The organism is Actinomycetes bacterium (assembly GCA_036000965.1).
Classification (GTDB): domain Bacteria; phylum Actinomycetota; class CALGFH01; order CALGFH01; family CALGFH01; genus DASYUT01.
The window spans coordinates 20388-45284 of record DASYUT010000175.1; the positions used below are offsets into that span (position 1 = coordinate 20388).

General features: G+C 74.6%; 19 protein-coding genes. 6 read left to right on the forward strand and 13 right to left on the reverse strand.

The window, feature by feature from the left end:
- Positions 1-91: 91 nt before the first annotated feature.
- From VG276_15740 to VG276_15775, 8 genes are all read right to left on the reverse strand, one after another.
- On the reverse strand, positions 92-874 hold the full coding sequence (locus VG276_15740) for an enoyl-CoA hydratase/isomerase family protein (protein ID HEV8650803.1): 783 nt from the start codon (positions 872-874) through the stop codon (positions 92-94).
- The gene (locus tag VG276_15745) at positions 874-2136 is read right to left on the reverse strand and encodes an acyl-CoA dehydrogenase (protein HEV8650804.1); all 1263 of its coding nucleotides are present in this window, start codon (positions 2134-2136) and stop codon (positions 874-876) included. The genes VG276_15740 and VG276_15745 overlap by 1 nt, the downstream gene beginning before the upstream one ends.
- Before the next feature lie 92 nt (positions 2137-2228).
- A complete protein-coding gene (locus VG276_15750; protein HEV8650805.1) occupies positions 2229-4622 on the reverse strand; it encodes an acetate--CoA ligase family protein in 2394 nt (797 codons plus the stop codon).
- Positions 4619-5485: an SDR family oxidoreductase gene (locus VG276_15755; GenBank protein ID HEV8650806.1), complete on the reverse strand. Its 867-nt coding sequence runs from the start codon at positions 5483-5485 to the stop codon at positions 4619-4621. Before VG276_15755 ends, VG276_15750 begins: the two co-directional genes overlap by 4 nt.
- A gap of 15 nt (positions 5486-5500) precedes the next feature.
- Positions 5501-7387: an ABC transporter ATP-binding protein gene (locus VG276_15760; protein ID HEV8650807.1), complete on the reverse strand. Its 1887-nt coding sequence runs from the start codon at positions 7385-7387 to the stop codon at positions 5501-5503.
- Entirely contained in the window at positions 7384-8325 is a 942-nt protein-coding gene (locus VG276_15765; protein ID HEV8650808.1) for an ABC transporter permease, read from the reverse strand. Before VG276_15765 ends, VG276_15760 begins: the two co-directional genes overlap by 4 nt.
- Positions 8322-9275, reverse strand: a complete 954-nt coding sequence (locus VG276_15770) for an ABC transporter permease (protein ID HEV8650809.1) — start codon at positions 9273-9275, stop codon at positions 8322-8324. The genes VG276_15765 and VG276_15770 overlap by 4 nt, the downstream gene beginning before the upstream one ends.
- A gap of 18 nt (positions 9276-9293) precedes the next feature.
- The gene (locus VG276_15775) at positions 9294-10880 is read right to left on the reverse strand and encodes an ABC transporter substrate-binding protein (protein ID HEV8650810.1); all 1587 of its coding nucleotides are present in this window, start codon (positions 10878-10880) and stop codon (positions 9294-9296) included.
- A 175-nt stretch (positions 10881-11055) separates the two neighbouring features.
- On the opposite strand from VG276_15775, the gene VG276_15780 reads away from it, so the two are divergent.
- Together VG276_15780 and VG276_15785 are read left to right on the forward strand one after the other, a co-directional pair.
- The gene (locus VG276_15780; protein ID HEV8650811.1) at positions 11056-11715 is read left to right on the forward strand and encodes a TetR/AcrR family transcriptional regulator; all 660 of its coding nucleotides are present in this window, start codon (positions 11056-11058) and stop codon (positions 11713-11715) included.
- A 171-nt stretch (positions 11716-11886) separates the two neighbouring features.
- Positions 11887-13119, forward strand: coding sequence for a glycosyltransferase (locus VG276_15785; protein ID HEV8650812.1), 1233 nt, complete (start codon positions 11887-11889; stop codon positions 13117-13119).
- Here VG276_15785 and VG276_15790 read toward each other — a convergent pair.
- The gene (locus tag VG276_15790; protein ID HEV8650813.1) at positions 13103-14176 is read right to left on the reverse strand and encodes a glycosyltransferase family 4 protein; all 1074 of its coding nucleotides are present in this window, start codon (positions 14174-14176) and stop codon (positions 13103-13105) included. The two genes, VG276_15785 and VG276_15790, sit on opposite strands and share 17 nt — an antisense overlap.
- A gap of 422 nt (positions 14177-14598) precedes the next feature.
- Here VG276_15790 and VG276_15795 point away from each other — a divergent pair, with 422 nt between their 5' ends.
- Complete coding sequence (locus VG276_15795) at positions 14599-15978, forward strand: sugar transferase (protein ID HEV8650814.1); 1380 nt, start codon at positions 14599-14601, stop codon at positions 15976-15978.
- Between the two features lie 169 nt (positions 15979-16147).
- Here VG276_15795 and VG276_15800 read toward each other — a convergent pair whose 3' ends face one another.
- From VG276_15800 to VG276_15810, 3 genes are read right to left on the reverse strand one after another with little or no spacing between them, the layout of a single operon-like run.
- Positions 16148-17242, reverse strand: coding sequence for a glycosyltransferase family 4 protein (locus tag VG276_15800; GenBank protein ID HEV8650815.1), 1095 nt, complete (start codon positions 17240-17242; stop codon positions 16148-16150).
- Positions 17239-17991, reverse strand: a complete 753-nt coding sequence (locus VG276_15805) for a polysaccharide deacetylase family protein (GenBank protein ID HEV8650816.1) — start codon at positions 17989-17991, stop codon at positions 17239-17241. The genes VG276_15800 and VG276_15805 overlap by 4 nt, the downstream gene beginning before the upstream one ends.
- An 8-nt stretch (positions 17992-17999) precedes the next feature.
- Positions 18000-19385 (reverse strand): O-antigen ligase family protein, encoded by a 1386-nt coding sequence (locus tag VG276_15810; GenBank protein ID HEV8650817.1) that lies wholly within the window; start codon positions 19383-19385, stop codon positions 18000-18002.
- Between the two features lie 179 nt (positions 19386-19564).
- Between VG276_15810 and VG276_15815 the strand changes: the two genes are divergently transcribed.
- The 3 genes from VG276_15815 (at position 19565) to VG276_15825 (ending at position 23742) form a co-directional block, all read left to right on the forward strand.
- Entirely contained in the window at positions 19565-20896 is a 1332-nt protein-coding gene (locus VG276_15815; protein ID HEV8650818.1) for a polysaccharide biosynthesis tyrosine autokinase, read from the forward strand.
- Positions 20897-20980: 84 nt separating this feature from the next.
- Positions 20981-22303 (forward strand): putative glycoside hydrolase, encoded by a 1323-nt coding sequence (locus VG276_15820; GenBank protein HEV8650819.1) that lies wholly within the window; start codon positions 20981-20983, stop codon positions 22301-22303.
- Positions 22300-23742, forward strand: a complete 1443-nt coding sequence (locus VG276_15825) for an oligosaccharide flippase family protein (protein HEV8650820.1) — start codon at positions 22300-22302, stop codon at positions 23740-23742. The genes VG276_15820 and VG276_15825 overlap by 4 nt, the downstream gene beginning before the upstream one ends.
- Positions 23743-23752: 10 nt before the next feature.
- On the opposite strand, the gene VG276_15830 is transcribed toward VG276_15825, so the two are convergent.
- Complete coding sequence (locus VG276_15830; GenBank protein HEV8650821.1) at positions 23753-24727, reverse strand: glycosyltransferase family A protein; 975 nt, start codon at positions 24725-24727, stop codon at positions 23753-23755.
- Positions 24728-24897 lie beyond the last annotated feature (170 nt).

Here is a 24897-nt window from a genome sequence, read left to right on the forward strand (position 1 = left end):
CCACCGCCGGGGATGCGCATGCGGGTGCGGTCCTAGAATCGTGGAGCAGGCACGCTCCCTGACCGCGACCGGGGAGCCCCGCACACGCTCCTCACGGTGCAGGCGCCTCGCGCGCCTCCGGGGTCTGGTTGAGGGCAGCGTAGGCGAGCCGCTCGATCAGCAGCGCGGCCTCGCGGGAGGACTCCGCGATCCGGTCGATGGCCTGGCAGGCGACGGTGACCGCGAGCGCTGGCAGCGCGGCCAGCTCCGCGGCCAGCGCGAGCGCGCGCGGCAGCGGGTCGGGATCGTCGACGACCTCGGTGACCAGGCCGCGCCGGGCCGCCTCGAGGGCGTCGAGGCGGCGGCCGAGCAGGACCAGCTCCCGCGCAGCCAGCGGGCCGAGCGCGCGCACGACCCGGTACAGGCCGCCGGAGCTCGGCACGATGCCGAGGCCCACCTCGGGCAGGCCGAACACCGCCGAGGGAGCGGCCACGCGGAAGTCGCAGGCGAGCGCCAGCTCGAGGCCGCCGCCGAGGCACCAGCCGCTGACCGACGCGACCGTCGGCTGCGGGAGCTGCGCGAGCACTTCGTAGACCGCGCCGCTGCGGCGGTAGTACGCGGCGATCGCGTGCGGGTCGAGCCCGTTGACATCGCCGAGGTCCGCGCCGACGGAGAACGCCCGGGGTGAGCCGGCGACCACCACGGCGCGGCTCGACGTCACCGGCTCCCGCCCAAGCACGGCGAGCAGCGCCTCCTCCATGGCCGTGGAGATGGCGTTCAGCTTGCGCTCGCGGCGCAGGCGGATCAGCGCGATCCCGCCCTTGCCCTGCCCCGCCGCCGCGGCCGCGTCCACGGTGACCAGCGGCGCGGCTTCGGCCTCGCCGGTGCCGCCCATCAGCCGTCGCCTGCCGCGGGCCCGGCAGACATGGCAACGGCCGCGGGCCCGGCGGCCACCGCAACGGCCGCGGGCCTGGCGGCCGGCTCTGGCGCCGGCATCGGCAAGGCGAGCAGCCCGGTGACGCCGCGCTTGCCGACGTGGTTGCCGACGACCAGGCGCATGATCTCCGAGGTGCCCTCCCAGATGCGGTCGACTCGCAGCTCCCTGTAGAGACGCTCCACCGGGTTCTCGCGCATGTAGCCACGGCCGCCGAAGATCTGCACGCAGCGGTCGACGACCCGCCCGGCGGCTTCGGAGGCGGCGACCTTGACCAGCGCGGACTTGGCGTGCAGCAGCTTCAGGTCGATGCCGTTGTCGGCCTCCCAGGCGACCTGGTGGTTGAGGGCGCGGTTGGTGGCGATGTCGATGGCGCAGTCGGCCAGCATCCCCTGGAGGAGCTGGTGGTCGACCAGGCGCCGGCCGAAGGTGCGCCGCTCCGTGGCCCACGCCGTGGCCAGCTCCAGCGCCCGCTCGGCCGCGCCGACGGTGCGGGCGGCGATCATCAGCCGCTCCTCCAGGAACCACGCCTTGGTCAGCTCGTAGCCCTGGCCAACCCCGCCGAGCAGGTGCTCGGGGCCGACGCGCACGTCGGCGAGCTCGATCTCGGGGTGCTCGTAGACGAAGGTGTGCATGTAGCGGGGGGTGCGCTTGGTGCGCACGCCGGGGGTGGCGGCGTCGACGATGAACAGGGTGGGGGCGCGCTCGGGCTGGACCAGGGCGAGCACCAGGATGTGGTCGGCGACGTCGCCGACGGTCACGAACCACTTCTCGCCGTTGAGGCGCCAGCCGTCGCCGTCGGGGGCCGCGGTGGTGGCAAGGGCGGTGGGGTCGGAGCCTGCGCCCGGCTCGGTGATGGCGACGCAGTCGCGCCGCTCGCCGCGGATCCCCGGCAGCAGCCAGCGCTCGCGCTGCTCGGGCGTGCAGGCCTTGAGCGCGTTGGCGGGCCGCCAGACCACGTCCCACAGCGCGTTGGTGAGCTTGCCCAGCTCTTCCTGGACGACGAACTGCTCGAGCACCGACAGGCCGGCGCCGCCCCACTCGGCCGGCTGGTTGATGGCGGCCAGGCCCGAGGCGCGGACGCGCTCGCGGATGACCTGATGGTCGCCGGGGCTGAGCCCGCCCTGCTCCTCACAGGCCTGCTCGTAGGTCATGAGGAAGCCCGCCAGCTCCCTCGCGGCCGCCTTCAGCTCGGCGAGCCGCGGCGTGTAACGGAAGTCCATGCTTGCTCCTGGTCGGGCTGCTAGTCAGGCTCCTGGTCGAGTTCCTGGTCGAGTTCCTGGTTGGGCTGCTGGCTGGGCTCCTGGTCGGGCTGCTAGCCGGGTTCTTGGTCGAGTTCCTGGTCGGGCTGGTCGGGCTGGTCGGGATCGTCGGAGGAGCGAAGGACGGCACGGGCGTCGAGGCCGACCGCGCCGCTGCCGCGCACGCGCACCAGCAGCGGGTTGACCTCGATCTCGTGCAGCTCGGGGTGGGCGGCGGCCGCCCGGGACAGCGCCGCGACCGCCGCGGCGGCGGCGTCCACGTCGAGCGGCGGCCGCCCGCGGGCGCCGCCGAGGATCGCGGCGCCACGGAGCGAGGCGAGCAGTGCCCGGGCCTGAGCCTGGCAGACCGGGGCGAGCGCCAGGGCGACGTCGCCGAACAGCTCGGCATGGACACCGCCGAGGCCGACCAGCACCAGCGGCCCGAAGCGCGGGTCCCAGCGCGCGCCGGCCAGCAGCTCGGCACCGCCGCTGGTGTCGGCCATGCGCTCGACGCTGAGGCACGGCGGGTCGAGCCGCGCCCGCAGGTCCCCGACCGCCGCGGCCAGCTCCTCGGGGCCGCCCAGGTCGAGCAGCACGCCGCCGGCGTCGGACTTGTGGTCCAGGCCGAGCGCCTTGAGCACTACCGGGTAGCCGATCGCCTGGGCGACCGCGAGCGCCTCCTCGAGCGCGCCGGCCGGCGCGCCCGCCACGAACGGCAGGCCGTGCGCGGCCAGCAGCGCCCTCGCCGCCCAGTAGCCGCCGTCCCGAAGCGGCGCCTCGGGCGTGGGCAGGGCCGGTGGCCCGGCCGGGCCCAAGGTGCCGGCTGCGGCCGGGCCGGCAGCCGAGGCCGGGCCGGCAGCCGAGGCCGGGCCGGCAGCCGAGGCCGAGCCGGCAGCCGAGGCCGAGCCGGCAGCCGAGGCCGAGCCGGCAGCCGAGGCCGAGCCGGCACCACGCGCTGAGCCGGGATCGGGGGCACCACTCGGGCGCGGGTCGGGGCCCTTGGCGCCGCCGCGGCCCGCCAGGGCCGCCAGGGCCGCCAGGGCCGCCAGGGCCAGGACGGCCTCGTCCACGGTCGCGTACACCGGGATGCCGGCGGCGCGCAGGACGGCCGGAGCCTCCCGGGCCGCGTGCATGGTATGCACCACCACCGGCGGCCCGGAAGCCCGCACGGTCCGGGCCATCGTCTCGGCAGCGGCCAGCTCGCCGGCGGCGAGCTGTGGCGAGTAGCCCCCGTAGCCGCCGAAGTACCCGGTGACCAGCACCGCGTCGACCTCGGCGGCGACCTCGGCAGCGGGGTCGGTGAGCACGCCGAGGACACGGTTGAACGCGGAGATGTCCCGCTCGCCGGTGCCGGCCAGGTCGATCGGGTTGCCCACCGCCGCCGCGGGCGGCAGCTCGGCGCGCAGGCGGGCCTGCAGCGCGGCGCCGAACGCCGGGACCTCCAGGCCCGCGGCCTCCGCCAGGTCGGCGGCGACCGAGCCGTGCCCGCCGCCGTCGGCGAACACCGCCACCCGCCGCCCGCGCGGGCGGCGCGGCTGCACCAGCACCTGCAGCACGGTGGCCATCTGCGCCGGGGTGGCGACGCGGACGGCGCCGGCGGCCTCGCAGGCCGCGTCGACCACGGCGGCGTCGCTGGTGAGCGAGCCGGTGTGGGAGCGTGCGGCGCGGCGCGCCGCGCGGCTGGCGCCGACGGCGAGCAGCACGACCGGCTTGCCACGGCGCGCCGCGGCCGCAGCCGCGGCGGTCAGGCGCCGGCCATCCTTGAAGTCCTCGCAGTAGACGGCGATGACCGCGGTGGCCTCGTGCTCCCCGTACGCGCCGACCAGGTCGCCCACGTCGACGTCGGCCTGGTTGCCGAGCGAGGCGAACCGCGAGTACCCCATGCCGTTGCGGGCGAGCAGCAGGCCGAGCTCCAGCGAGAGGTTGCCGCTCTGGGAGATCAGTCCGACGCACCCCGCCGGCAGGTCGTCGCTGGTCAGGTGCAGCTCGGCGGCGACGTCCATGACGCCGAGGCAGTTGGGGCCGAGCAGGGCGGCGCCCGCGGCCCGGACCCGCTCGACCAGGGCGCGCTGGCGCGCCAGCCCCTCCGCGCCGGTCTCGCCGAGACCGGCGCTGATCCCGACGATGGCGCGGGCACCGGCCAGGAGCGCGCCGTCCACCGCCTCCTCGAACCCGGCTGCGGGCACCGCAACCACGGCCAGGTCGACCGGCCCGGGCAGCGCCGCCAGACTCGGCCAGGTCCGCTGGCCGAGCACCTCCTCGCCGCGCCGGTTGACCAGGTACACCGGCCGGCGGTGACGGCCGCGCAGCGCGCGCGCGGCGAGCCAGTTGCCCCATTTGGACGGGTCGCTGGAGGCCCCGACGACCGCCACCGACGCGGGCGCGAACAGCGCCGTGAGGTCCCGGGTCCGGCCCGGCTCCGGGTGCCGGGGAGGCGTCACGGCGGCACTGGCCGCCTCGGCGGTCACGGCGCGGCTCCCGGCTGAGGCCCGGACCCCTGGTCGGGCCCCGGCGCCGGGCCGGGCCCCGGGTCGGGCGGTGGTGCCGGCTCGCCCGCGCCCCAGGCGTCGGCGCCGCCGTCGACCAGGATGGTGCTGCCGGTGACGTAGGAGCCGCCCGGGGAGGCCAGGAAGGCGATGACCGCGGCGACCTCCTCGGGCCGGCCGAGGCGGCCCAGCGGGACCGCCGCGGCCCAGCGGGCGACGTCCAGGCTGGTGTACGCGGCGTCCAGCCCCTCGGTGAGGATCGTGCCGGGCGCGACGCAGACGCTGCGGATGCCGTAGCGGCCCCACTCGAGCGCCAGGCCCGCGGCCAGGTTCTCGACCGCGGCGCGTGCGGCGGTGGCGTGGACCATGCCGGGGATGCCGCGCCGTGGCGAGAACGCCAGGAACACCACCACGCCGCCGCGGCGGGGCAGCATCGAGGCGTTGGCCACCTCGCGGGTGAGGTTCCAGGCCGCCTCGACCGCGAGGCGGTGCACCGCCCGCCAGCCGCCCACGGAGATTTCCTCGGCGGGCGCCATGAACTGCCCGCCAGCGTTGTTGACCAGCACGTCGACGCTGCCGAACCGCTCCAGGGCGGCGCCGACCAGCCGCGGCACGAACGCCTCGTCGCGGACGTCGCCCGCGACCGCCAGGCAGCAGCCCCCGGCCGCCTCGATCTCGTGCCGCACCGCCTCCAGCGGCTCGGGCCGCCGGCCACAGACGGCCACCCGCGCGCCGCAGCCCGCGACCGCGAGCGCGGTGGCCCGGCCGATCCCGGTGCCCCCGCCGGTGACCAGCACGGTCCGGCCAGCGAGGGCGTCAGGGGCGAGCACGTCGAGCACGTTCATCGAGCGGCGGTCCTTTTAGAATCTCGGCGTGTTCGCGAGCAGCTCCTGGGTGTAGGCGTCCCGGGGCCGTGACAGGACCGCGTCGACGTCGCCCAGCTCGGCGATGCGACCGCTCCGCAGCACCGCGACCTCCTGCGCGACATGGCGGACCAGGCAGATGTTGTGGGTCACGAACAGCAGCGTCAGGCCCATCTCGCCCTGCAGGCGGCGCAGCAGCTCCACGATGGACGCCTGCACCGAGACGTCGAGCGCGGAGGTCACCTCGTCGCAGATCAGCACGCTGGGCCCGGCGGCGAGCGCCCGCGCGATCGCCACGCGCTGGCGCTCGCCGCCGGAGAGCTGGTCGGGATAGCGGTCGAGCAGCTCCGGGCGGAGCGACACCTGGGCGAGCATCCGCCGCGCCTCGGCCCGGTGGTGCCGCGGGTCCAGGTCGGTCAGGGCGCGCAGCGGCTCGGCGACCGACTCCCCCACCGTCTTGCGGGGGTTCAGGGAGTTGTAGGGGCTCTGGAACACGTACTGCACCGCGCGCAGCATCTCGCGGCGGCGGCGGGCGTAGCCGGCGGGCAGGGGTGTGCCGCGCAGGCGCACCGTGCCGCTGTAGCGGTCGAGCAGCCCGGCGACGCAGCGGGCCAGGGTGGTCTTGCCGCTGCCGGACTCCCCCAGCAGGATCACGCAGCGGCCCGTGTCGACCCGCAGCGACACGTCCTCGAGCACCTGCCGCTCGCCGAAGGCGACGCGCAGGCCCTCCACCGACAGCATCGGCTCGGGGGCTGTCCCCGCCGTCGCCGCCGGCGCCCGCTCCGACAGCGTGACGCCGAGCGCCAGTTCCCCCACACGCACGCAGCGGGCCTGGTGGCCCGCTGCCACCTCGACGAGGTCGGGGAGCCGGCCGGTGCATGCCTCGCGGGTGTGCGCGCAGCGCGGCGCGAAGCGGCAGCCCGCCGGGCGCCGCGCCGGGTCGGGCGCGTGGCCGGGCATGCCGGCCAGCACACGCCTGCCCTCAAGGTCCGGCGCGGCCTTGATGAGCCCCTCGGTGTAGGGGTGAGCGGGCGTGTCCAGGACCTGCGCGGTCGGGCCGACCTCCACCAGGTTGCCGGCGTACAGGATCGCGACCCGCTGGGCGATCTCGGCGACCACGGCGAGGTCGTGGGTGATGTAGACGGCGGCGACGCCGTGCTCGGCGCACAGGCGCCGGACCGTGGCGAGCACGTGCGTCTGGGTGGTGACGTCCAGCCCGGTGGTCGGCTCGTCGAGCACGATGACCCGCGGCCGGCAGGCGAACGCCATGGCGATCGCGACGCGCTGCTGCTGCCCGCCGGACAGCTGGTGCGGGTAGCGGCGCAGCAGCCCCGGCTCGGCGCCGAGGCCGACCTCCACGAGCATCTCGGCGAGCCGCGACTCCCGCTGCGCCTCGCCGCTGCCGAAGCGGTGGGTGTCGAGGACCTCGCGGAGCTGCGCGCCGACCCGCAGGTTCGGGTTCAGGGCGCTGGCCGGGTCCTGCGGCACGTAGGAGATGACCTTGCCGCGCTGGCGCCGCAGCTCCCGAGGCGGGTGGCGGAGCAGGTCGGCCCCGCCGACGGTGACCGAGCCCGCGGTGATGCGCGTGCCGCGCTTGCAGTGGCCGAGCATGGCCAGGCCCGCGGTGGTCTTGCCGGAGCCGGACTCCCCCGCGAGCCCGAGGATCTCGCCGTGGGCGACCTCCAGGTCGAGCGCCTCGACGAGGGTGACCCCGCTCGAGCGCACCGCGACGGTCAGGCCCTGGACGCGCAGCGCGGCGGCCGGGGTGGCGGCGCCCGGGACCGGGGCACCTGGGCCCGGGGCGCCAGAGCCCGGGACCGGGGCACCAGAGCCCGGGAGGCCAGAGCCCGGGACGCCAGGGCCGGTGCGCGGCACCTGGTTCACGGCGACACCTCCCGGTCCACCCCGGCGGACGCTTGCGCGAAGCCGTCGGCGAGCAGGTTCGTGCCGACGGTCAGGACCCCGATGGCGAGCACCGGGAGCAGCACCGGCCAGGGCTGCACGGTCAGCCCGATGCGGTTCTCGTTGATCATCAGCCCCCAGTCGGCCGCGGGGGGCTGGATGCCCAGACCGAGGAAGCTGAGCGCGGCGACGAACCCGATCGAGTAGGTGAAGCGCAGCCCCAGCTCGACCATGAGCGGTCCGGTGACGTTCGGCAGGATCTCGGAGAGCAGCACGCGGCGGCGCCGCACGCCCATCACCTGGACCGCCTTGACGAAGTCGCGCTGGGCCACGTCCACGCTGGCGGCGCGCATGACGCGCGCCACCCGCGGCGCGTGGGTGACGCCGATGACCAGCACAAGCAGCCACTTCTTCGGCCCGAGGACGGTGATCGCGAGCAGCGCGAGCACCAGCTGCGGGAGGGCGAGCACCACGTCGTTGGCGCGCATCAGCAGCTCGTCCAGCACGCCGCCGAGGTAGCCGGCGAGCATGCCGACCAGCACGCCGAGCGTGACCCCGAGGACGGTGGCGAGCAGCGCCAGCAGCAGCAGCCAGCGCCCGCCGTACAGGAACCGGCTCAGCACGTCACGGCCGAGCGCGTCGGCGCCGAACGGCAGGCCCGCGCCGGGCCCCTGGTAGGGCCGCCCGGCGAAGTCCGTCGGCGACGTCGGCGCGAGCGGCGGCCCCACCACCGCGACCACGATGACCAGCACGGACAGCGCCAGCCCCACGCGGCTCTGGCGCAGGCGGAGCGCCTGCGCCAGCAGCGACCGCAGCGGGCCCGGGTAGCGGTCCCGTAGCACGCTCCCGGGCGGGGCCGGTGCCGGTGCCGGTGCCGGGCCGGGGGGGATCGGGACCGGCCCCGGCGCGCTGGCGCTCATCGCAGCGACGTCCTGAGCCGGGCGTTGCCGAGGATCTGCACCATGTCGGCGAGCAGGTTCACGGCGACGTAGATGGCGGCGATGACCACCGTGATCGCCTGCACCATGGGGACGTCGCGGTTGGCGACCGCGTCGACCAGGGCCTGGCCGATGCCCGGGTAGCGGAACAGGTACTCGATCACCACCACCCCGCCGGCGAGCCAGGCGAGCTGCAGCGCGATCACCTGCGCGACCGGGCCGAGCGCGTTGGGCAGGGCGTGCCGCACGATGACCGTGCGCTCCGGCATGCCCTTGAGCCGGGCCATCTGCACGTACTCGCTGTCCAGCACCTCGATCATGGAGGCGCGCAGCATGCGGGTGATGTAGGGCGCCACCGCGAGGGTCATGGTGAGCACCGGCAGCACCAGCACGTCGAGCCGCGTCCACACCGGGTGGCCCGGCGTGGCCAGCGTCACCGCCGGGAAGACCCGGAACACCGTGGTGGACAGCAGCACCACCAGCGCGATGCCGATCACGAACTCCGGCAGGGCCGCCAGCACCAGCGTGACCACCGAGGTCGCGTGGTCGGCGAACCGGTCACGGCGCAGCGCACTCCAGGTGCCCGCGGCGACGCCGAGCACGGTCGAGACCAGCGCCGCGGCGGCCATCAGCACCAGCGAGTTGACCAGCCGGTCGCCGAGCAGGCGCGACACCGGCTGCTGGTCGGCGAGGGAGCGGCCGAAGTCGCCGCGCACGGCGCCGCGGAGCCAGTGCAGGTACTGCGCGGCCGGGCTCTGGTCCAGGTGGAGCTGCTGGCGCAGGGCGGCGAGCCGCTCCGGGGTCGCCTCCCTGCCAAGGATCGCCCGGGCCGCGTCGCCCGGCAGCGCCTGGGTCAGCACGAACAGCACCAGCGAGACGAGCCACAGCGTCAGCAGTCCCAGCAGGAGCCTGCGCAGCAACAGCCGGAGCATGGTCGGAGCGTACCGTGCTCAGCCGAGCCACATGCGGCCGAAGCCGTAGCTGGTCAGCGGGATGCCGCTCTTGTCGGGGACCAGGCCGTTCACCTTGGACGAGTGGGCGTCCACCTGGTTGGTGAACGACCAGATGATGTAGCCGCCGGAGTCGTGCTCGATCTTCTGGGCGTCGTGCAGGAGCTGGCGCCGCTTGGCCTCGTCGACCGTGCTGCCGGCACGGGTGACCAGGTCGATGAAGGTCGGGTCCTTCCAGTGCGTCTCGTTGTACGGCGAGGTCGGCAGGCTGCCCTGGGCGACCTGCGGCAGGTAGTTGCGGGTGAACCAGAAGTCCTGCGCGAAGTCCCACTTCAGGTAGTTGTCGCCGTAGAACACGCCGGAGTCGACCTTCTTGAGCTTGACGGTGACGCCCGCGTCCTGCGCCTGCCTGGCGAAGACCTGGGCCGCCTCGACCGTGCCGGCGGCCACCTCGGAGGTGACCAGCTCGACGCGCAGGTCGCTGTGGCCGGCCTGGCGGAGCAGGGATTTGGCCTGGTCGAGGTCCTGGTGGCGCTGGGGCAGGTCACGCGCGAACATCGGGTCGAAGGGCGCGTAGAGGTCGTTGCCGATCTTGCCGTGGCCGGACAGCACCTGGTCGACCATCTGCTGGCGGTCGACCAGCAGCCGCAGCGCCTGGCGGACGCGGACGTCGCTGAAGGGCGCGGCGTCGACCCGCATGGTGAACGGGATCCACGCACCGGTCTCGGACTCCAGCACGCGCAGCCCCGGGTTGGCCTTGACCACCGCGAGCTGGCCGAGCGGCACCTGGTCGATGACGTCGACCTGGCCGGACAGCAGGGCGTTGACCCGCGCGGTGTCGTCGGGGAAGTCGATGATGGTGAGCTGGTCGGCGTAGGGCTGGCCGCTCTGCCAGTAGCTGTCGTTGCGGACGAACACGCTCTGCTGCCCGGGCGTGAAGCTCTGGAACTTGAACGGCCCGGTGCCGACCGGCTTGGCCGGGTCGTAGCCGGCGGGCACGATGCCGGCCGCGTAGTTGGTGAGGTGGTCGTCGAGGATCACCGAGGGGGACTTGAGCCCGATCGCCAGGGTGTGGTCGTCGACCTTCTTGAGCGCCTCGAGGTCGATGATCGACAGCGCCGTGGCCTGGCTCTTGGGGCTCTTGGGGTCCAGGATGCGCTGGAAGGTGAAGCTCACGTCGTCGACCGTGAGCGGCTTGCCGTTGTGGAAGGTGACTCCCTGGCGCAGCTTCAGCGTCCAGGTCCGGGGGTCGGACGACGGCGTGAGCGACTCGGCGAGGGCCGGGCGGATCGAGTAGTCCGGGTTACGGGTGAGGAGGCTGTCGTAGAGGGCGAACACCCGCGCCTCGTCGGGATGGCTGACCGGGAGATGGGCGTCCACGGTGTCCTTGGCGCCACCGCCGACGATCCCGACGCGCAGGTTCCCGCCCCGCTTGGGCGAGCCGGCCGGCGCGGTCGCGCTCGTCTCGATGCCGCTGGAGCCGCCGCAGGCGCTGAGCAGCGGCGCGCCACCGACAGCCACGGCGCCGAGCGCGGCCGTCTTGAGCAGGGACCGACGCGAGACGCGCCAGTCGAGCGGTGCGGTCATGAGCGGCTCCTTGAGCAGGGGGCCTCGACTGACGCGTCAATCAAAGGTTAGGCTGCATCGCTTTGTCAATATCTCAGTTTCCTGCGGTGATGACCTGATCGGTCAGTCAAGATTCGCATCAAGTCATCACCGCAGGGAGCAGTGCCGTCATGTCACAAGCGAGGAGTTCCCGTCGATGACCGTCCCGTCCACGTCCAAGCCCACCCGCGAGGAGCAGCGCCGCCGCGCGATCCTGCGGGCGACCTGGCGGCTGATCTGCGAGCGCGGCTACCACAACGTCCGCGTCTCCGACATCGCCCACGAGGTCGGCACCAGCACCGGCACGGTCCACTACTACTTCCCGGGCAAGGACGACGTCCTCGACCAGGCGCTGACCATCTCCTTCGAGCAGGCCTTCGCACGCCAGCACGAGGCGCTGTTCCCTCTGGGCGACGCCCGCGACCGGCTCATCCGCCTGGTCGAGCTGCAGGTGCCCGACTCCCCGGAGGTGCGCGGCGAGTGGAGCGTGTGGCTGCAGTTCTGGAACGAGTCGGTGCTCCGCCCGGAGCTGCGCGACCGCAACCACGAGACCTACGAGCAGTGGCGCGACCTGGTGCGCCGCATCACCCTGCGGGGCCAGCGCGAGGGCGTCTTCAAGCAGGTCGACACCGAGGAGTTCGTCGCCCACTTCACCGCCCTGCTCGACGGCCTGGCGATCCAGGTGATGGCCGACTCCCCGGTGGTCTCGGCCGCCGCCATGCGCGCCCTGCTGCTCGCCTGGGTCAGGCGGGAGCTGTTCGTCGACCCCGGCTACGAGCCGCCCTGGCGGACCGGCCGCAACCGGCGCCGCCGCTAGCGGGCCGGTCAAGTAGTGACCGGGGCAGCGCGGCGGTGCAGGAGTGTGGGCATGCGGTTTCGCACCTTTTACGCGTTAATGGCGTGCGTGTCGGGGAAGTCGGGCCTCACCGGCGGTGGGCGGTCGTGCGCCCCCGTCCGGTCGGTGTGAGCTCCTGCCAGGGAGGTGCCCGTGCGCTGGGCCGCGAGGGCTCGTTCTGCGCCTCGGGACGCCGGGCGTGCCGAGCTCGGGGGCGGGCCGAGGGCCGAGCGTCCCACCATCCTCCACGTCGTCGAATCCCTCGGCAGCGGGGTCACCACCGCGCTCGAGGACTACCTGCGGAGCACGCCGGACTACGTCCACGTCGTGCTCGGCTGGCGGCGGCGCGGCGCGCAGACCGGGGACGAGCTGGCTCGGCTGGCCGCCGGCGTGCTGCCCCTCCCGGCCGGCCGGCTGGCCCAGCTCCGGGCCGTGCGCCGGTGGGTCGAGGAGCTGCGGCCCGACATCGTGCACGCCCACTCCTCCTTTGCCGGCGTGTACGCGCGGCTGCTCCCGAGGAGGCTGGCCGGCGCGGTCGTCTACACGCCGCACGGGTTCTCTTTCGAGCGCCGCGACGTCCCGGCGCCGCTGCGGGCTGTGTTCTGGCTCGCCGAGGCTGCTCTCAGCCTCCGTAGGGCCGATGTCGCCGCGGTCGGCCCGCGCGAGGCCGAGCTGGCCAGGCGCCTTCCGGGCAGGCAGCACGTCACCTACGTGCCGAACGTCATCCGGCTCATGGAGCCGGTCAAGCCCCCCGCGGCCGCCGAGGAACCGGTCGAGCCGCCTGCGGCCGCCGAGGCGGGTGCGCCGCCGTGCCTGCGCCTGGCCACACTCGGCCGGATCACGCCGGCGAAGGACCCCGGGTTCTTCCGCCGTCTGGTCCTCCTCGGCCGCGAGCTGGGCCTGCCGCTCCGCTGGATCTGGGTTGGGGGCGGGGAGCCCGCCGAGGAGCAGCGGCTCCGGGACGCGGGCGTGGTGGTGACGGGCTGGTCTTCGCGGCCGGCGGCGCTCGGCTGGCTGGCCACAGCGGACGTGTACGTGCACACCGCCGCCTGGGAGGGCTCGCCGGTGAGCGTCCTGGAGGCGGCCGCGCTCGGGCTGCCGATCGTGGCCCGGCGCAACCCGGCGCTGGCGGCCCTTGGCATGCCGTCGTCGGGCGAGACCCCGGAGGCGTTGATCGAGGCGATCGGCCCACTCGTCGACGGGCACTGCCGCGCGGAGCTGCGCAAGCACTCCGAGCGCCTGCTCCGCCAGCACCGCCCGGAGGCGCAGCGGGAGGCGCTCGAGCGCGTGTACGCGACGGCGCTGCGCACGGGCGCCGGCGGGCGGGCCGCGACCTCAGCAAAGGGCGGTGACGCAGGCCGCCGGGACCTCAGGAAGGGGCTGTGACGCAGGCCGCGTAGCGTTCCCGGTAGCGCGCGAGCATGGTGTCCAGCGCCCACGCCCCGGACGCGCCGCGGGCCGCCCGCGACAGGCGCTCGGCGAGGCCCGGCTCGGTGAGCACGCGGTTGACGGCGGCGGCGACCGCGGCCGGGTCGCCGGGCGGGACCAGCAGGGCGGCGTCCGGCGGGACGACGTCGGCGACGCCGTCGACCGCCGTCGCGACCACCGGGGCGCCGAGCGTGAGCGCCTCCAGCAGCGCCAGCGGCAGGCCTTCCCAGGCCGAGGTGGACACGACGCAGCGGGCCAGGCCGACGAGCGCGGCCGGCCGCTCCACCGCGCCGACGAACCGCACCCGGTCCCCTGCCGCGGCGGCCGTTGCCTCCAGCTCGGCCCGCAGCGGCCCGTCGCCGGCGACCAGCACGTCGGCATCCCGGATGTGCCGGGCGGCCTCGACCAGGGTCGGCCAGGCCTTCTGGGCGACCAGCCGGCCGATCCCGACCACCAGCGGCCTGCTCCCGACCGCGAAGCGCTGCCGCACGGCCGCCAGCTCGGGCTCGGAGGGCCACTCCACGGCGGCGCCGTTGGTGATGACCTCGAGTCGGCCGGCCGGGAACCCGGCGGCCAGCAGCGAGCGGCCGACCGCCGGGGCGCAGGCGATCACCGTGCCGCCGGCGAGCCGCAGCAGGCGAGCGGCGGCGGGATAGTCGGCCGGGGCCAGCCCGTGCAAGGTGGTGAGCAGCGCCGCTCGCCGGCCCGGGCGGGCGAGCGCCAGCGCCGCGGCCAGCGTCGCCCGCACGTTCTGGGCGTGCACGACCTCGGGCCGGAAGCGTCGCAGCACCGCAGCGAGCCGACCGGCCGCCCTGAGGGTGGCCGGCGCCGAGCGCTGGTCGAGGGGGACGAGCTCGTGCTGGGCCCCGGCCGCCCGGACCTGCTCGACCCAGGGGCCGCTGGCCGACGCCACCGTCACCGCGTCGCCGCGCCGGACCGCGTCGGCGGCGAGCTGTACGACGATGCGCTCGGCGCCGCCAGGGCGCATCGCCGCGACGACCAGCAGCAGCCTCATAAACGCCGCCCGGCGGCCAGCAGCAGCCTCATGAACGCCGCCCGAGGAATGGCGAGCGGCTTGGCACGCACCGACCAGCGCTCACAGGAGGTCTGCGGATGACCACTAATTTGTCCAGACTTGGCGTTGTACGGTCCGGTTGGACGGGTATGCCAATATGGTGATCGATGCCAGTGGTTCGGGTGCCTGGAGCACCCACCGGTCGAAGGGGGGGAATGGTGGTCCTTCATTGGGGACAACGCCCGCGGCCGAGCCGGCGTCGACGTGGTCCCCGCGATGGCATGCCGTGTCGCTCGTCCTGGTCTGCGCGCAGCGCGCCGTCACGCAGGAGCCATGCCGGTGCCCGCAGGGGATCTGGCTCGCGCAGTGACCGCTGGCCGTTGCCCGGCATCAGGTTCTGACGACGAGGGGTACAGCTGTCCATGGTGGCCGAGTCCTCCGCGTTCCGTACCGAGACCGAGACGGGGACGATCTCACACCGCGGCGCCGGGCCGTTCCTGCCGGCGCTCGTCATTCCCGCCGCCGACGCGGTCATGCTGCTCGTCGCCGTGACGCTCTTCGGGCGCGGGAGCGGGCTGGGAACGGCCTATGGCGTCATGGTCTTCCTCACGCTTGCGGCCACCGGCACCCTGCGCCCCCGGCTCAACCCGACGCTCGGCCACGACCTTCCCGCGCTGCTCGGCCGGCTCGCCGTCCCGCTCCTGCTCCTCTCGGGCCTGGCGCTGCCGCTTGGCGTGTCCTCCGCCTCGCTCCAGGATCTGGTCCGGGTGGCGGCAGTGGCCACCGTGCTGGTCCCGGTGGAACGGTGTGTGACCTACGCGGCGATCCGTCTCGTCCGGGCGCGGGGGTATCTGCTCGAGCGGGCCTTGATCGTCGGTGCGGGCGAGGTCGGCGCACAGGTGCAGCGGGTCATCCAGGAGCACCGCGAGTACGGCCTGGTGCCCGTCGGGTTCGTGGACTCGTCTGAGGGCAGCGCTCTGGCGATGCCGATCCTCTGCGACGTGCACGCGTTCGCCTCCACGGTGAAGCGAGCCCAGGTGACGACCGTCATCATCGCCTTCGGCGCGATGGGCGACGAGGAGCTGGCAGGCATCCTCCGCGCGTGCGACGCCCTGCCGGTCGAGCTGTACGTCGTGCCACGGTTCTTCGAGCGGGGGGGCGCCCCGGCGGGCCTGTCCACCGAGGACGTCTGGGGCATCCCCCTGGTCTGGCTGCGACGACCGGCGCTGCGGCGGACCACCCGCCTGACCAAGCGAGCGTTCGACCTGGTGCTGGCCACCGTGGGCCTGCTGCTGGCGGCGCCCGTGTTCCTTGCCGTCGCCGTGGCGGTGCGACGCTCGAGCCCCGGTCCGGTGTTCTTCCGGCAGCTCAGGATCGGCAGGGACGGGTGCCCGTTCGAGCTGCTGAAGTTCCGGACCATGCAGGTCAACAGTGACTCGGACACGACCTGGTCGGTGGTGGGCGACACGCGCATCACCAGGACCGGGATGTTCCTGCGGCGCACCTTCCTGGACGAGCTGCCGCAGCTCCTCAACGTCCTGCGGGGGGATATGTCACTGGTCGGCCCGCGGCCCGAGCGGCCCTACTTCGCCGAGCGCTTCGCCCAGGAGGTGCCGCGCTACGGCGACCGGCACCGGATGCCCGGCGGCATCACCGGCTGGGCCCAGGTCCACGGGCTCAAAGGGGACACGCCCATCCTGGACCGTGCCAGGTTCGACAACCACTACATCGAGCACTGGTCGCTCTGTCGCGACGTCGTGATCGTCGCCCACACCTGCGCCAACATCCTGCTCCGCAGGTGACGGCCCCTCACCGCAGCCCGCGGTGGGCGCGGGTGATCCCTGGCAGCGCTGCTGTCCGGGAGGTGGGAGCCTCACCACAGCGCGCCAGAGCGCCTGGTGGGCGATGTGATTCCGGGCAGCGCTGGTTCGGGAGGTCGGACCTCACCGCACTGGTTCGGGAGGTCGGACCTCACCGCAGCGCGCGCCAGAGCGCCTGGTGGGCGTCTGCGCAGGCGGCGACCGAGAAGCGCCGGGCCGCCGCCGCGGCCGCCTTGCCCAGTGTGTGGGCGAGGCCGGGATCGTCGGCCAGGGACGCCATCGCGGCGGCCAGAGCAGCTACGTCGTCGGGCGGGACCAGCAGCCCGGTCCCGTCGGCCAGCAGCTCGGGGACCGCGCCCACCCGCGAGGCGACGCAGGCGAGCCCGGCACCCATCGCTTCCATCAAGGCGAGGGGGAGGTTCTCGTTGACCGACGGCAGCACGAACGCCTCGGCCCGGGCGAGCTGCGTGGGCACGTCGGTGCGATACCCGGTGAACTCGACGACCGCGCCGACGCCGAGGGCGGCGGCCCGACGCTCGCACGCGATCCGCTCGTCGCCGTCGCCAACCAGCAGCAGCCGCAGGTGGGGTCGGGTCCGGGCCACGTCCGCGAAGGCGTCGACGAGGGTGGCGACCGACTTGGAGGGCGCGAAGGTCCCAACGGAGACGAACGTCCGAGCCGGGCCGGCCGGGGGCCGCGGCGCTGGCAGGGCTACCCCGTTCGGGACGACCCGGAGCTTCGCGGCGGGCACGCGCAGGCGTCGGCGCAAGAAGCCGGCCATCGCCGCCGACGGGGCCAAGGTGACGGCGACCCGCCGGGCCACCAGGGCGTCGGCGGCCAGCACGGCGGCCGACCCTGCGGTGGGGCGGCGGCCCGCGAGCGGGCCCTCCTCGACCCAGAGCCCGGCCGCGCCGTCGGGCACGCCATGGTAGGTGGCGGCCACCGGCGCCCCGGCGCGGGCGACCGTGGTGGCCGCGAGCGCCGCCCGCCGGTCCTGGGCGTGGACGACGTCGGGGGCCCAGCGGCGCAGGACCCGGCCGAGCTGCCGGCCGCCCCGCACGTCGGTCTTCGAGCGCACCCGGACCGGCCTGAGCAGGCCGGCGACGTCGCCGGCGCTGGTGAGCGGCTCTGGCCCGGCGATCATCACGGCGGGCCCTCCCGGACGCCCGGCCAGCTCCCGGGCCAGCGCGACGGTCAGGTCGACGGGACCGCCCCGGTCCTGGGTGAGGACGAAGGCGACCCTCATCGCCGCCCGAGCCGCGCCCGCGCCGCGTCGACCGGGCGGAGGTAGTTGAGCCCGCCCCGCAGCGCCGCGGTGAAGGTCGCTGCGTCGAAGTCCTCGGCGAAGTTGCGGGGGATGCGCAGCGGGTCCACACCGGCCCGGGTCCAGCCCCTCATGGCGGTGACCGCGGTACGGAAGCCGGCGGCGGCCGCCGCCGCCCGGACGCGCGCGTCCAGGCGCCCGGCCGGGTAGGCGAAGCGCGTGCACGGCACACCGAGCAGGTCCTCGAGGTCCTCGCGGCTGCCGCGCACCTCCCGCTCGAGCTCGGCGTCGCTGCATGCGGTCAGGTCGGCATGGGTCCGCGAGTGGGCGCCGACGCTGACCCCGGCAGCGGCCATCTCGAGGAGCTGGGTCCTGGTCAGGCGGCCGGGGGCGCCGAGCAGCCGGCTGGGCACGTACACGGTGGCGGGCACCCGGTGCTCGACCAGGGGGCCGAGGGCGTTGGCGTGGTTGTCGGCCCAGGCGTCGTCGAAGGTGACGACCACCCCCCGCCACGGCGCCGTCCCGGCCACGAGCCGGTCGACGGCGTCGTCGAGGTTGAGGACGGGCTGCCGCTCGCGCTTCGCGTCGAGCTCCGCCATGTGGAGCAGGAACGCCTGCCTGCTCACGGCCAGCGGGCCGCCGTCGTCGTCGACGCGGTGGTAGCCGAGCACCGCGACGGCCGCACCGCGGGGCAGGGGCCAGCGGGCCCACGCCCGGGCCAGCCACTGCATCGTGGGCCTCATGCGGTCCGGGTCCGGTCCACCCGGACACGGCCCGCCGGCCGCCCCCGCGCCAGCGTGGCGCCGATCGCTGGCAGGAGCCACAGCGGGGCGTAGAACTGCTCGGTCAGGAACATCGCGCCCACCATCGCGACCACGAACCCCCCGGCCAGGGCGGACTGCAGGGCGTCGGCGTCCGGGTCGCCGGGGAAGCGCCGCCGCAGCCTCGACCAGGCCAGGGCGAGGTAGGCCAGGAACAGGGCGAGGCCGGGCGCGCCCAGCTCGGCGAGGACGCTCAGGTAGGCGTTGTGGGCAGCGAGCGCGCCCTCCCTGGAGTCGGGGGGCAGCGCGAACTCGTCGAACCTGGCCTCGAAGTTGCCCGGTCCGACACCGAGCACGGGGGAGCTTGCGAACTCCTCGAGCGCGACCCGCCAGGCGACCAGGCGCTGGTCGATGTTGCTCTGCGCCACGTGCCGTTTCTGGAGCAGAGCGGTCTCGACGCGCTCCGGCTGCAGGACGTAGGAGGTCAACGCGACGGCGACCAGGCCGGCCACGGCGAAAAGGGCCCAGCGCAGGGGCAGCCGCCTGGTCGCGGCCGCCCACGCGCCCGCCACGACCAGCCCGACCAGCGCCGACCTGGAGAAGGAGGCGAGGATGGCCGCGAGCATGGCCAGGAGCGCGAGCGCGGCGAACGCCCGGTGGAGCGGTCCCGCGGCCGAGCGGGCGCGGTGCAGGGCCAGCGGCACGGTGACCGCGAGCACGAAAGCGTAGTCGTTGGGGTCGTCGAGCGGGCCGTGTGCGCGCCCGTCGCCGGCGAGGAAGAAGCTGTAGAGCCCCACCAGCGCGGACGCTCCGCCGGCGGCCACGGCCACGTCGATCATCCGGGTCGCGGTGCGCCGGTCGCCGTCGACCGTCTGGACGACCAGGAAGACGAGCGCGAAGAAGGTGAGGTACCGCAGCGCCACCGTCGGCCCGGCGGCCTGGTCGTAGGCGGTGGCCAGCGACAGCGGGATCCAGGCGGCCAGCCCGGCCAGGGGCCAGAGCAGCGGGTCGCCGACGGCGGGATGGCGGGCGAGGCTCCAGCGGAGGAACCAGGCGGCGACCGCGAGCGCGCCGAGCAGCTTGCCCACGGTGACGATGCCCGCGCCGACGGCGAGGTAGGAGTCGAAGTAGAACGACGCCACCAGGACCGCGACGGCGAACGGCAACCTCGCCGCGGCGAGCGCCAGGACCACGGCGACGAGCACGCCCGTAAGCGCCCAGAGCGGGCTGTGGCTCGCGGCCAACGCCGCGGCGGCCGAGAGGGCGACCACGACGGCCACGGCGATGCCGCGGGCCCGCCTGTCCGCGAGCCGGGGAGGGATCGCGCGCGGCTCCTCGGCGGCCACCGTCGTTCGGAGCGGCATCCTCGTACCCCCCAGGCAGCCGAGTCGGGACGACGCATTCTATCGCCGGCAGGACATCCGCCCGCTCCCGCACGACCTGGACATCCCGCCCGCTTTCCTCACGACCTGGACATCCCGCCCCCTTCCCGCACGACCTGGACATCCCGGCACGGCGGGCGGCTCCGACCTATGATGTCGCCGTGCACACAGCCGAGCTCCTCCATGTGATCGCGCGCCGGAAGCTGGTCGCGATCCTCACCGCCGCGCTGGTCCTCGCCGGAGGAGTGCTCTTCCTGGTCTCACAGCCCCGCGTCTACGAGTCCAGCGCCTCGGTGGCGCTGGAGCCGGCGGCCCAGAGGCCCGACACGCTCGCCGCGTACGACGCGATCGTGACCAGGCTGCTGCCGCTGTACGCCACCAAGGTGCGCACCCAGACCTTCCTCGACCGGGTCGCGGCGCAGCTGCCAGAGCACCCCAACGGCAGGACCCTCAAGGGCAAGGTGTTCGCCGAGCCGGATCCCGCCGCCGCCGTGCTCAAGCTCGTCGCTCGCGCGAACGACCCGCAGCGGGCCGCCCGGCGGGCGGAGGTGACCACGCAGCAGTTCCTGTTCGAGCTGCAGGGCACGCGCATCGTCAGCTTCGAGGTCATCGACCAGCCCAGGGTGCCTGACGCTCCGGTGAGCCCGCGGCCCTGGCTGGTCCTGGCGTCGTCGCTCCTTCTGGCCGCGTTCCTTGCCGTCGCGGTGGCGGTGGCCTGGGAGCGGCTGTTCGGCCACATCCACGACCTGGAGGAGCTGAGGCTGGCCTCCGGGGCGCTCGTCCTCGGCGCCGTTCCCAAGGAACGGCTGCTCAGACGCCCGGCGAGCGCACTGTTCATCGGCGACCCGACCATGGCAGTCGTCGAGGAGAGCCTGCGCAACATCCGGGTCGCCCTGCTCGGCCCGGGCCGGGGCACGCCGACGTTCCAGAAGGTCACGCTGACCAGCATCAACCCGGAGGAGGGGAAGTCGACGCTCACGGCCAACCTGGCCGTGGCCATCGCTGAGGTCGGCCTGCACGTGCTGGTCGTGGACGCCGACACCCACCGCCCACGTCAGCACGAGATCTTCGACCTGCCCAACGAGCAGGGCCTCAGCACGGCCGTCGACGTCGAGACGGCGTTGCAGACCACCAGCTTCCCCAAGGTCAGCGTCCTCACGGCAGGCCCGCGGCCGCAGCGGCAGAGCGAGATCGTTGGGCAGTACGTGCACGTGGTACCCAAGCTGAACGAGTTCGCGGACTTCGTGATCGTCGACAGCGCGCCGCTGTCAGCCGCCGCCGACGTCCGGCTGCTGGCCGCGATGACCGACGGGGTCGTGCTCCTGGTCCGGGCGGGTGCAACCTCCGCGGAGCAGCTCCGCCACGCCCTCCACGGGCTCGACGCCGTCGGTGTGCCCGTGCTCGGGCTCATCCTGACGATGAGTTCGAGGCGTGTCGGCCGCTACTCCCCGTACAGGTACGCGTACGCCGAGCGGGCGTCCGGCCGCGACTAGGGCCCGCCGCTCGGCAACACTGGCATCCTGGAAGGAGCCTGCCCAGGCCAGAGGGGTCGAGCTTGCACGCCAGAGGGGTCCAGCTTGCAAAAGCTACCAAGCGGAGGGTCCTCAGGGTGGCGGGGCCTTGTCGGCCTCTGCCTCGTGCTCCTGCTCACGGTCGGCGGCTGCGAGACCCAGGCGCCGTCGGTGCGCGGGTCGGGCCCGGGGCCAGGCGCCGACCCGCGCATCCCGGGCCCGTACCGGCGCGGCGTCTGGCTGCTCCTCGACCACGGGGAGAACCGCCATGCCTGCCACGGGGACGGTGCCGGCCGCTACCGGTACATCGTCGTGCAGTGGTACACCACCCGCGACGCCGCCTGCCCCCTCGAGCGGATCAAGGCGGCCAACCCCGGCGCCAGGGTGCTGGCCTACCAGAACATCGGGGCCATGATCGCCGGGCCGCACACCGACGGCAGGCCGTCGACCTGCGTCACCCAGGAGGAGGCGGCCGCCCACGACGCCGTGGCCCCGGGCGACGCCTGGCACCTGCACGACCGGGCCGGGAACGTGCTGTCGTTCCACGACGAGTACGCCTACCTCGACCCGGGCAACGTCGGGCGCAGCTCCTACCAGGCGCAGTGCCTGCGCCGCCTGGCGCGGATCAAGGCCGACGGTTACGACGGCGTCCTCGGCGACGACGCCAACGTCTACCCCGGGCACGGGCTGGGTGAGGCCAGCGGCACGCCCTTGGACGAGTACCCCACCGACGCCGCCTACGGCGACGCCATGGTCGGGGCGATGCGCCGCATCGGCCCGGGCGCGAAGCGGCTCGGCCTGCTCGTCGTCCCGAACGTCGGCGCCGACCCTGGGACGCCGGCGCACCGCGGCAGGGCGCTGGCGATCGCGCGCGCGAGCTCCGGCTTCTTCCGGGAGTTCTGGACACGTTGGAAGGGCGCAGGGCCGGGCCACGGCGGCGCGGCGTGGGAGGCGGGCGCCACGCTCGCACAGCAGGTGGAGGCGCTCGGCAGACCGTTCATCGCCAACACCTATGACGGGCCGGGCCCGAACGGCGCAGCCGCCGACCAGCAGTACGCGGTCGCGAGCTTCTGGCTGGTGTGGGACGGCCTGCTGGACGGCGGCTGGGGGTACAACGTCCTTGGCGATCCCGCGGCGGGGTTCTCGCCGGCCTGGGGCCCGGACCTCGGCGCGCCGTCCGACGCCGCGCGGGTGCGGGTCGGTGTGGGCTGGCAGCGCCGCTACGCCGCCGGCATCGCCGTGGTGAACCCGTCGCCGTCGGCGTCGCAGCGCTTCGAGCTCGGCGCCGAGTACCACAGGCCGGACGGGTCGGCCGCGACGACCGTGACCTTGCCGCCCATGAGCGGCATGGTACTCACGGGTGCGGAGACGGCCGGAGACCGCTCTTGAGCCTCGGCCGGCGGGCCGTGCGGGGCACGCTCTGGGTCGGGGCGAGCTCATGGGTCAACCGGCTCGTCCTGCTGGTCGTCCTCGCCATGCTGGCGCAGCGGCTCAGCCCGCGGGAGTTCGGCATCCTGAGCGTCCTCGGCCTGGCCCGCAACGCCCTGGTCATCTTCGGCGGCTACGGGTTCGGCGACGCCGTGGTCTACCAGCGTGACCGGATCAGGCAGGCGGCCAGGACGGCCTTCACGATCACGACCGTCCTCGGCACGCTGCTGGGGCTCGCCCTGCTCCCCGCCGCCCCGGCGGTGGCGGCGTTCTTCCGCGTCCCGGAGGCCACCGGCCCGATCCGCGCCTACGCGCTCGTCATCGCCGTGGGCACCGCCGTGCGGGTCCCGCTGGCGATGCTCACCCGTGAGCTGGCGTTCGGCAGACGCTTCGTGCCCGAGGCGGTCGGCAGCGTCGCCGGGGGGCTGGTCACCATCGGCGCGGTGCTCAGCGGCAGAGGCGTCTGGTCGGTGGTCGTCGGCGACGCCGTGCGTGAGGTGCTGGTCTTCGCGCTCGTGTTCGTCGTCCTCCCCGAGCGGTTCGGGTTTGGCTGGGACCGTGGTCTCGCGGTGACGATGTGGCGGTACGCGCGGCACTCGCTGACCTCGGAGGTGTTCGAGTTCTCGCTGCAGAACGTCGACTACGCGCTCGTCGGGCGGCTCCTCGGGCCGGTGGCGCTGGGCTACTACACGCTGGCGTTCCGCGTCGCCATCCTGCCGTTCCTCGTGGTGACCTACGTGCTTGCCGGGGTGAGCTTCCCCTTCTACGCCCGGGCGGCCCCCGACCTCGAACGGGTACGCCACGCCTTCTACTCCACGCTGCGCCTGGGGATGGCGCTGACCGTGCTGCTCGCCGGCGGGCTGCTGTTCCTCGCCCCGGGCGTGCAGGTGCTCGGCAGCCAGTGGGAGCCGTCCGTCGCCACCGCCCGCGTGCTCGGGCTCTACGTGTGCCTGCGGTCGGCCGCGCACTTCATGACCCCGCTGCTTGCGGCCACGGGGCACCCGGGCGCCGACGCCGCCCTGCGTGCCTGCTGGTTCGTCCTGCTCGCCTGCCTGGTCCTGCTCGTGGCCCCCGAGGGCATCACGGCCGTCGCGGGGGCCCAGGCCGTGGTCGCCGGCGTGCTGCTCGTCGCCTATGCCGAGGCCGCCCGGCGGCTCGTCGGGGTCCGTCCAGGCGTGGTGGCCGCCGTCCTCGGCCGGCTCGCCGTGGCGGTGGCCCTCGGCGGCGCCGTGGTGCTCGGCCTGCGGACGCTCGGCGGCGTCTGGGCGGCGGACGCGACCTGGCCGACGCTGCTGCTCCTCGGCACCTCGTTCACGCTCGCCTACGCCGCGGCGGCCTGGCTCCTGATGCCGGCGCTACGCGCCGACGTCCGGCGGCTGCGCACCCACCTCACTCGATGACCGGGACGTTTCACTCCACGGTGAAGACGCGGTAGCGCCTGGTGGCCCGGTCGAGCTGGAGAGAGGTGCGGGGCGCGACCGCCATCGCGGCCAGGCCGAGGGTGAGCTTCAAGCCACCGCCCCGCAGCCCCTGCAAGGCCGCGAGCCGCGCGCGCCAGGGGTGGCCGTCGCCGGCGAGGGACCACACGTCGTGGTACCGCTTCCTGGCGCGCAGCGCGCGGAGCCCGCGCTCGGCGGCCGCCCGTTCCCATGGTGAGCTCGCCTCGGCAGCCGCCGCGGTGAGCACCGCGATGCCGTGCTCCACGATGGGCGCCGGGTCGACCGAGAGGCTGCCCGAGCGGACGCGGTGCAGGGCGGTCGGGTGGGAGGCCTCGGTCAGCCTCGCGCCGCTCCGCAGCATCCTGATCCACAGGTCCCAGTCCTCGGTGCCCAGGAAGCTGCGGAAGCCGCCCACCCGCTCGTACAGCGTGCGTGGGAAGAACCCGAAGCTGACGTAGTTGTACTGCAGCAGCGCGGCGAGCTGGCCCTCCGGGTCGGTGGGGATCGGCGGCCGCGCCCGCCGCCGCGCCAGGTCGATCCCGCGCCCCGGGATCCAGGCGAACTCCCGCGCGCTCACCAGCCCGGGGGCGCGCTCGTACGCCGCCGTCATCGTCTCCAGATGGTCGGGGAACCACAGGTCGTCGGCGTCGAGCATCGCCAGCACGGGGGTGTCGGTGGCCAGGATCGCCCGATGGCGCGCCGGCCCGGGCCCGACGTTGCGCGCCAGGCGCACGACCTCGACCGGCAGGTGGCCTTGCCAGCGCCGGGCCCGCTCGGCCGTGTCGTCGGTCGAGCCGTCGTCGGCGACCACGACCACGACCGGGGCGCGGGTCTGGCCGGCGACCGACGCAAGCGTCTGGTCCAGGTAGTGAGCGGCGTTGAACGCAGGGATGATGACCGCGACGTCCAGCGGGCGGTCCGGCGCCGTGGTGGAGGGCTCGGTCATTGACGGCGATCACAGCAGCAGGGGAGACGGTCCGTGGCTGACCCTACAGCAGCGGCCGGAACCTGCCAACCGGGACACCGGCGTGCCGTGGACCGGTGCGGCCGCGTCCCCTACAATCCGCTGGCCGGTGGGCGGCCAGCCGGGGCGCCAGGCGTAGTGCGGCGGCTCGA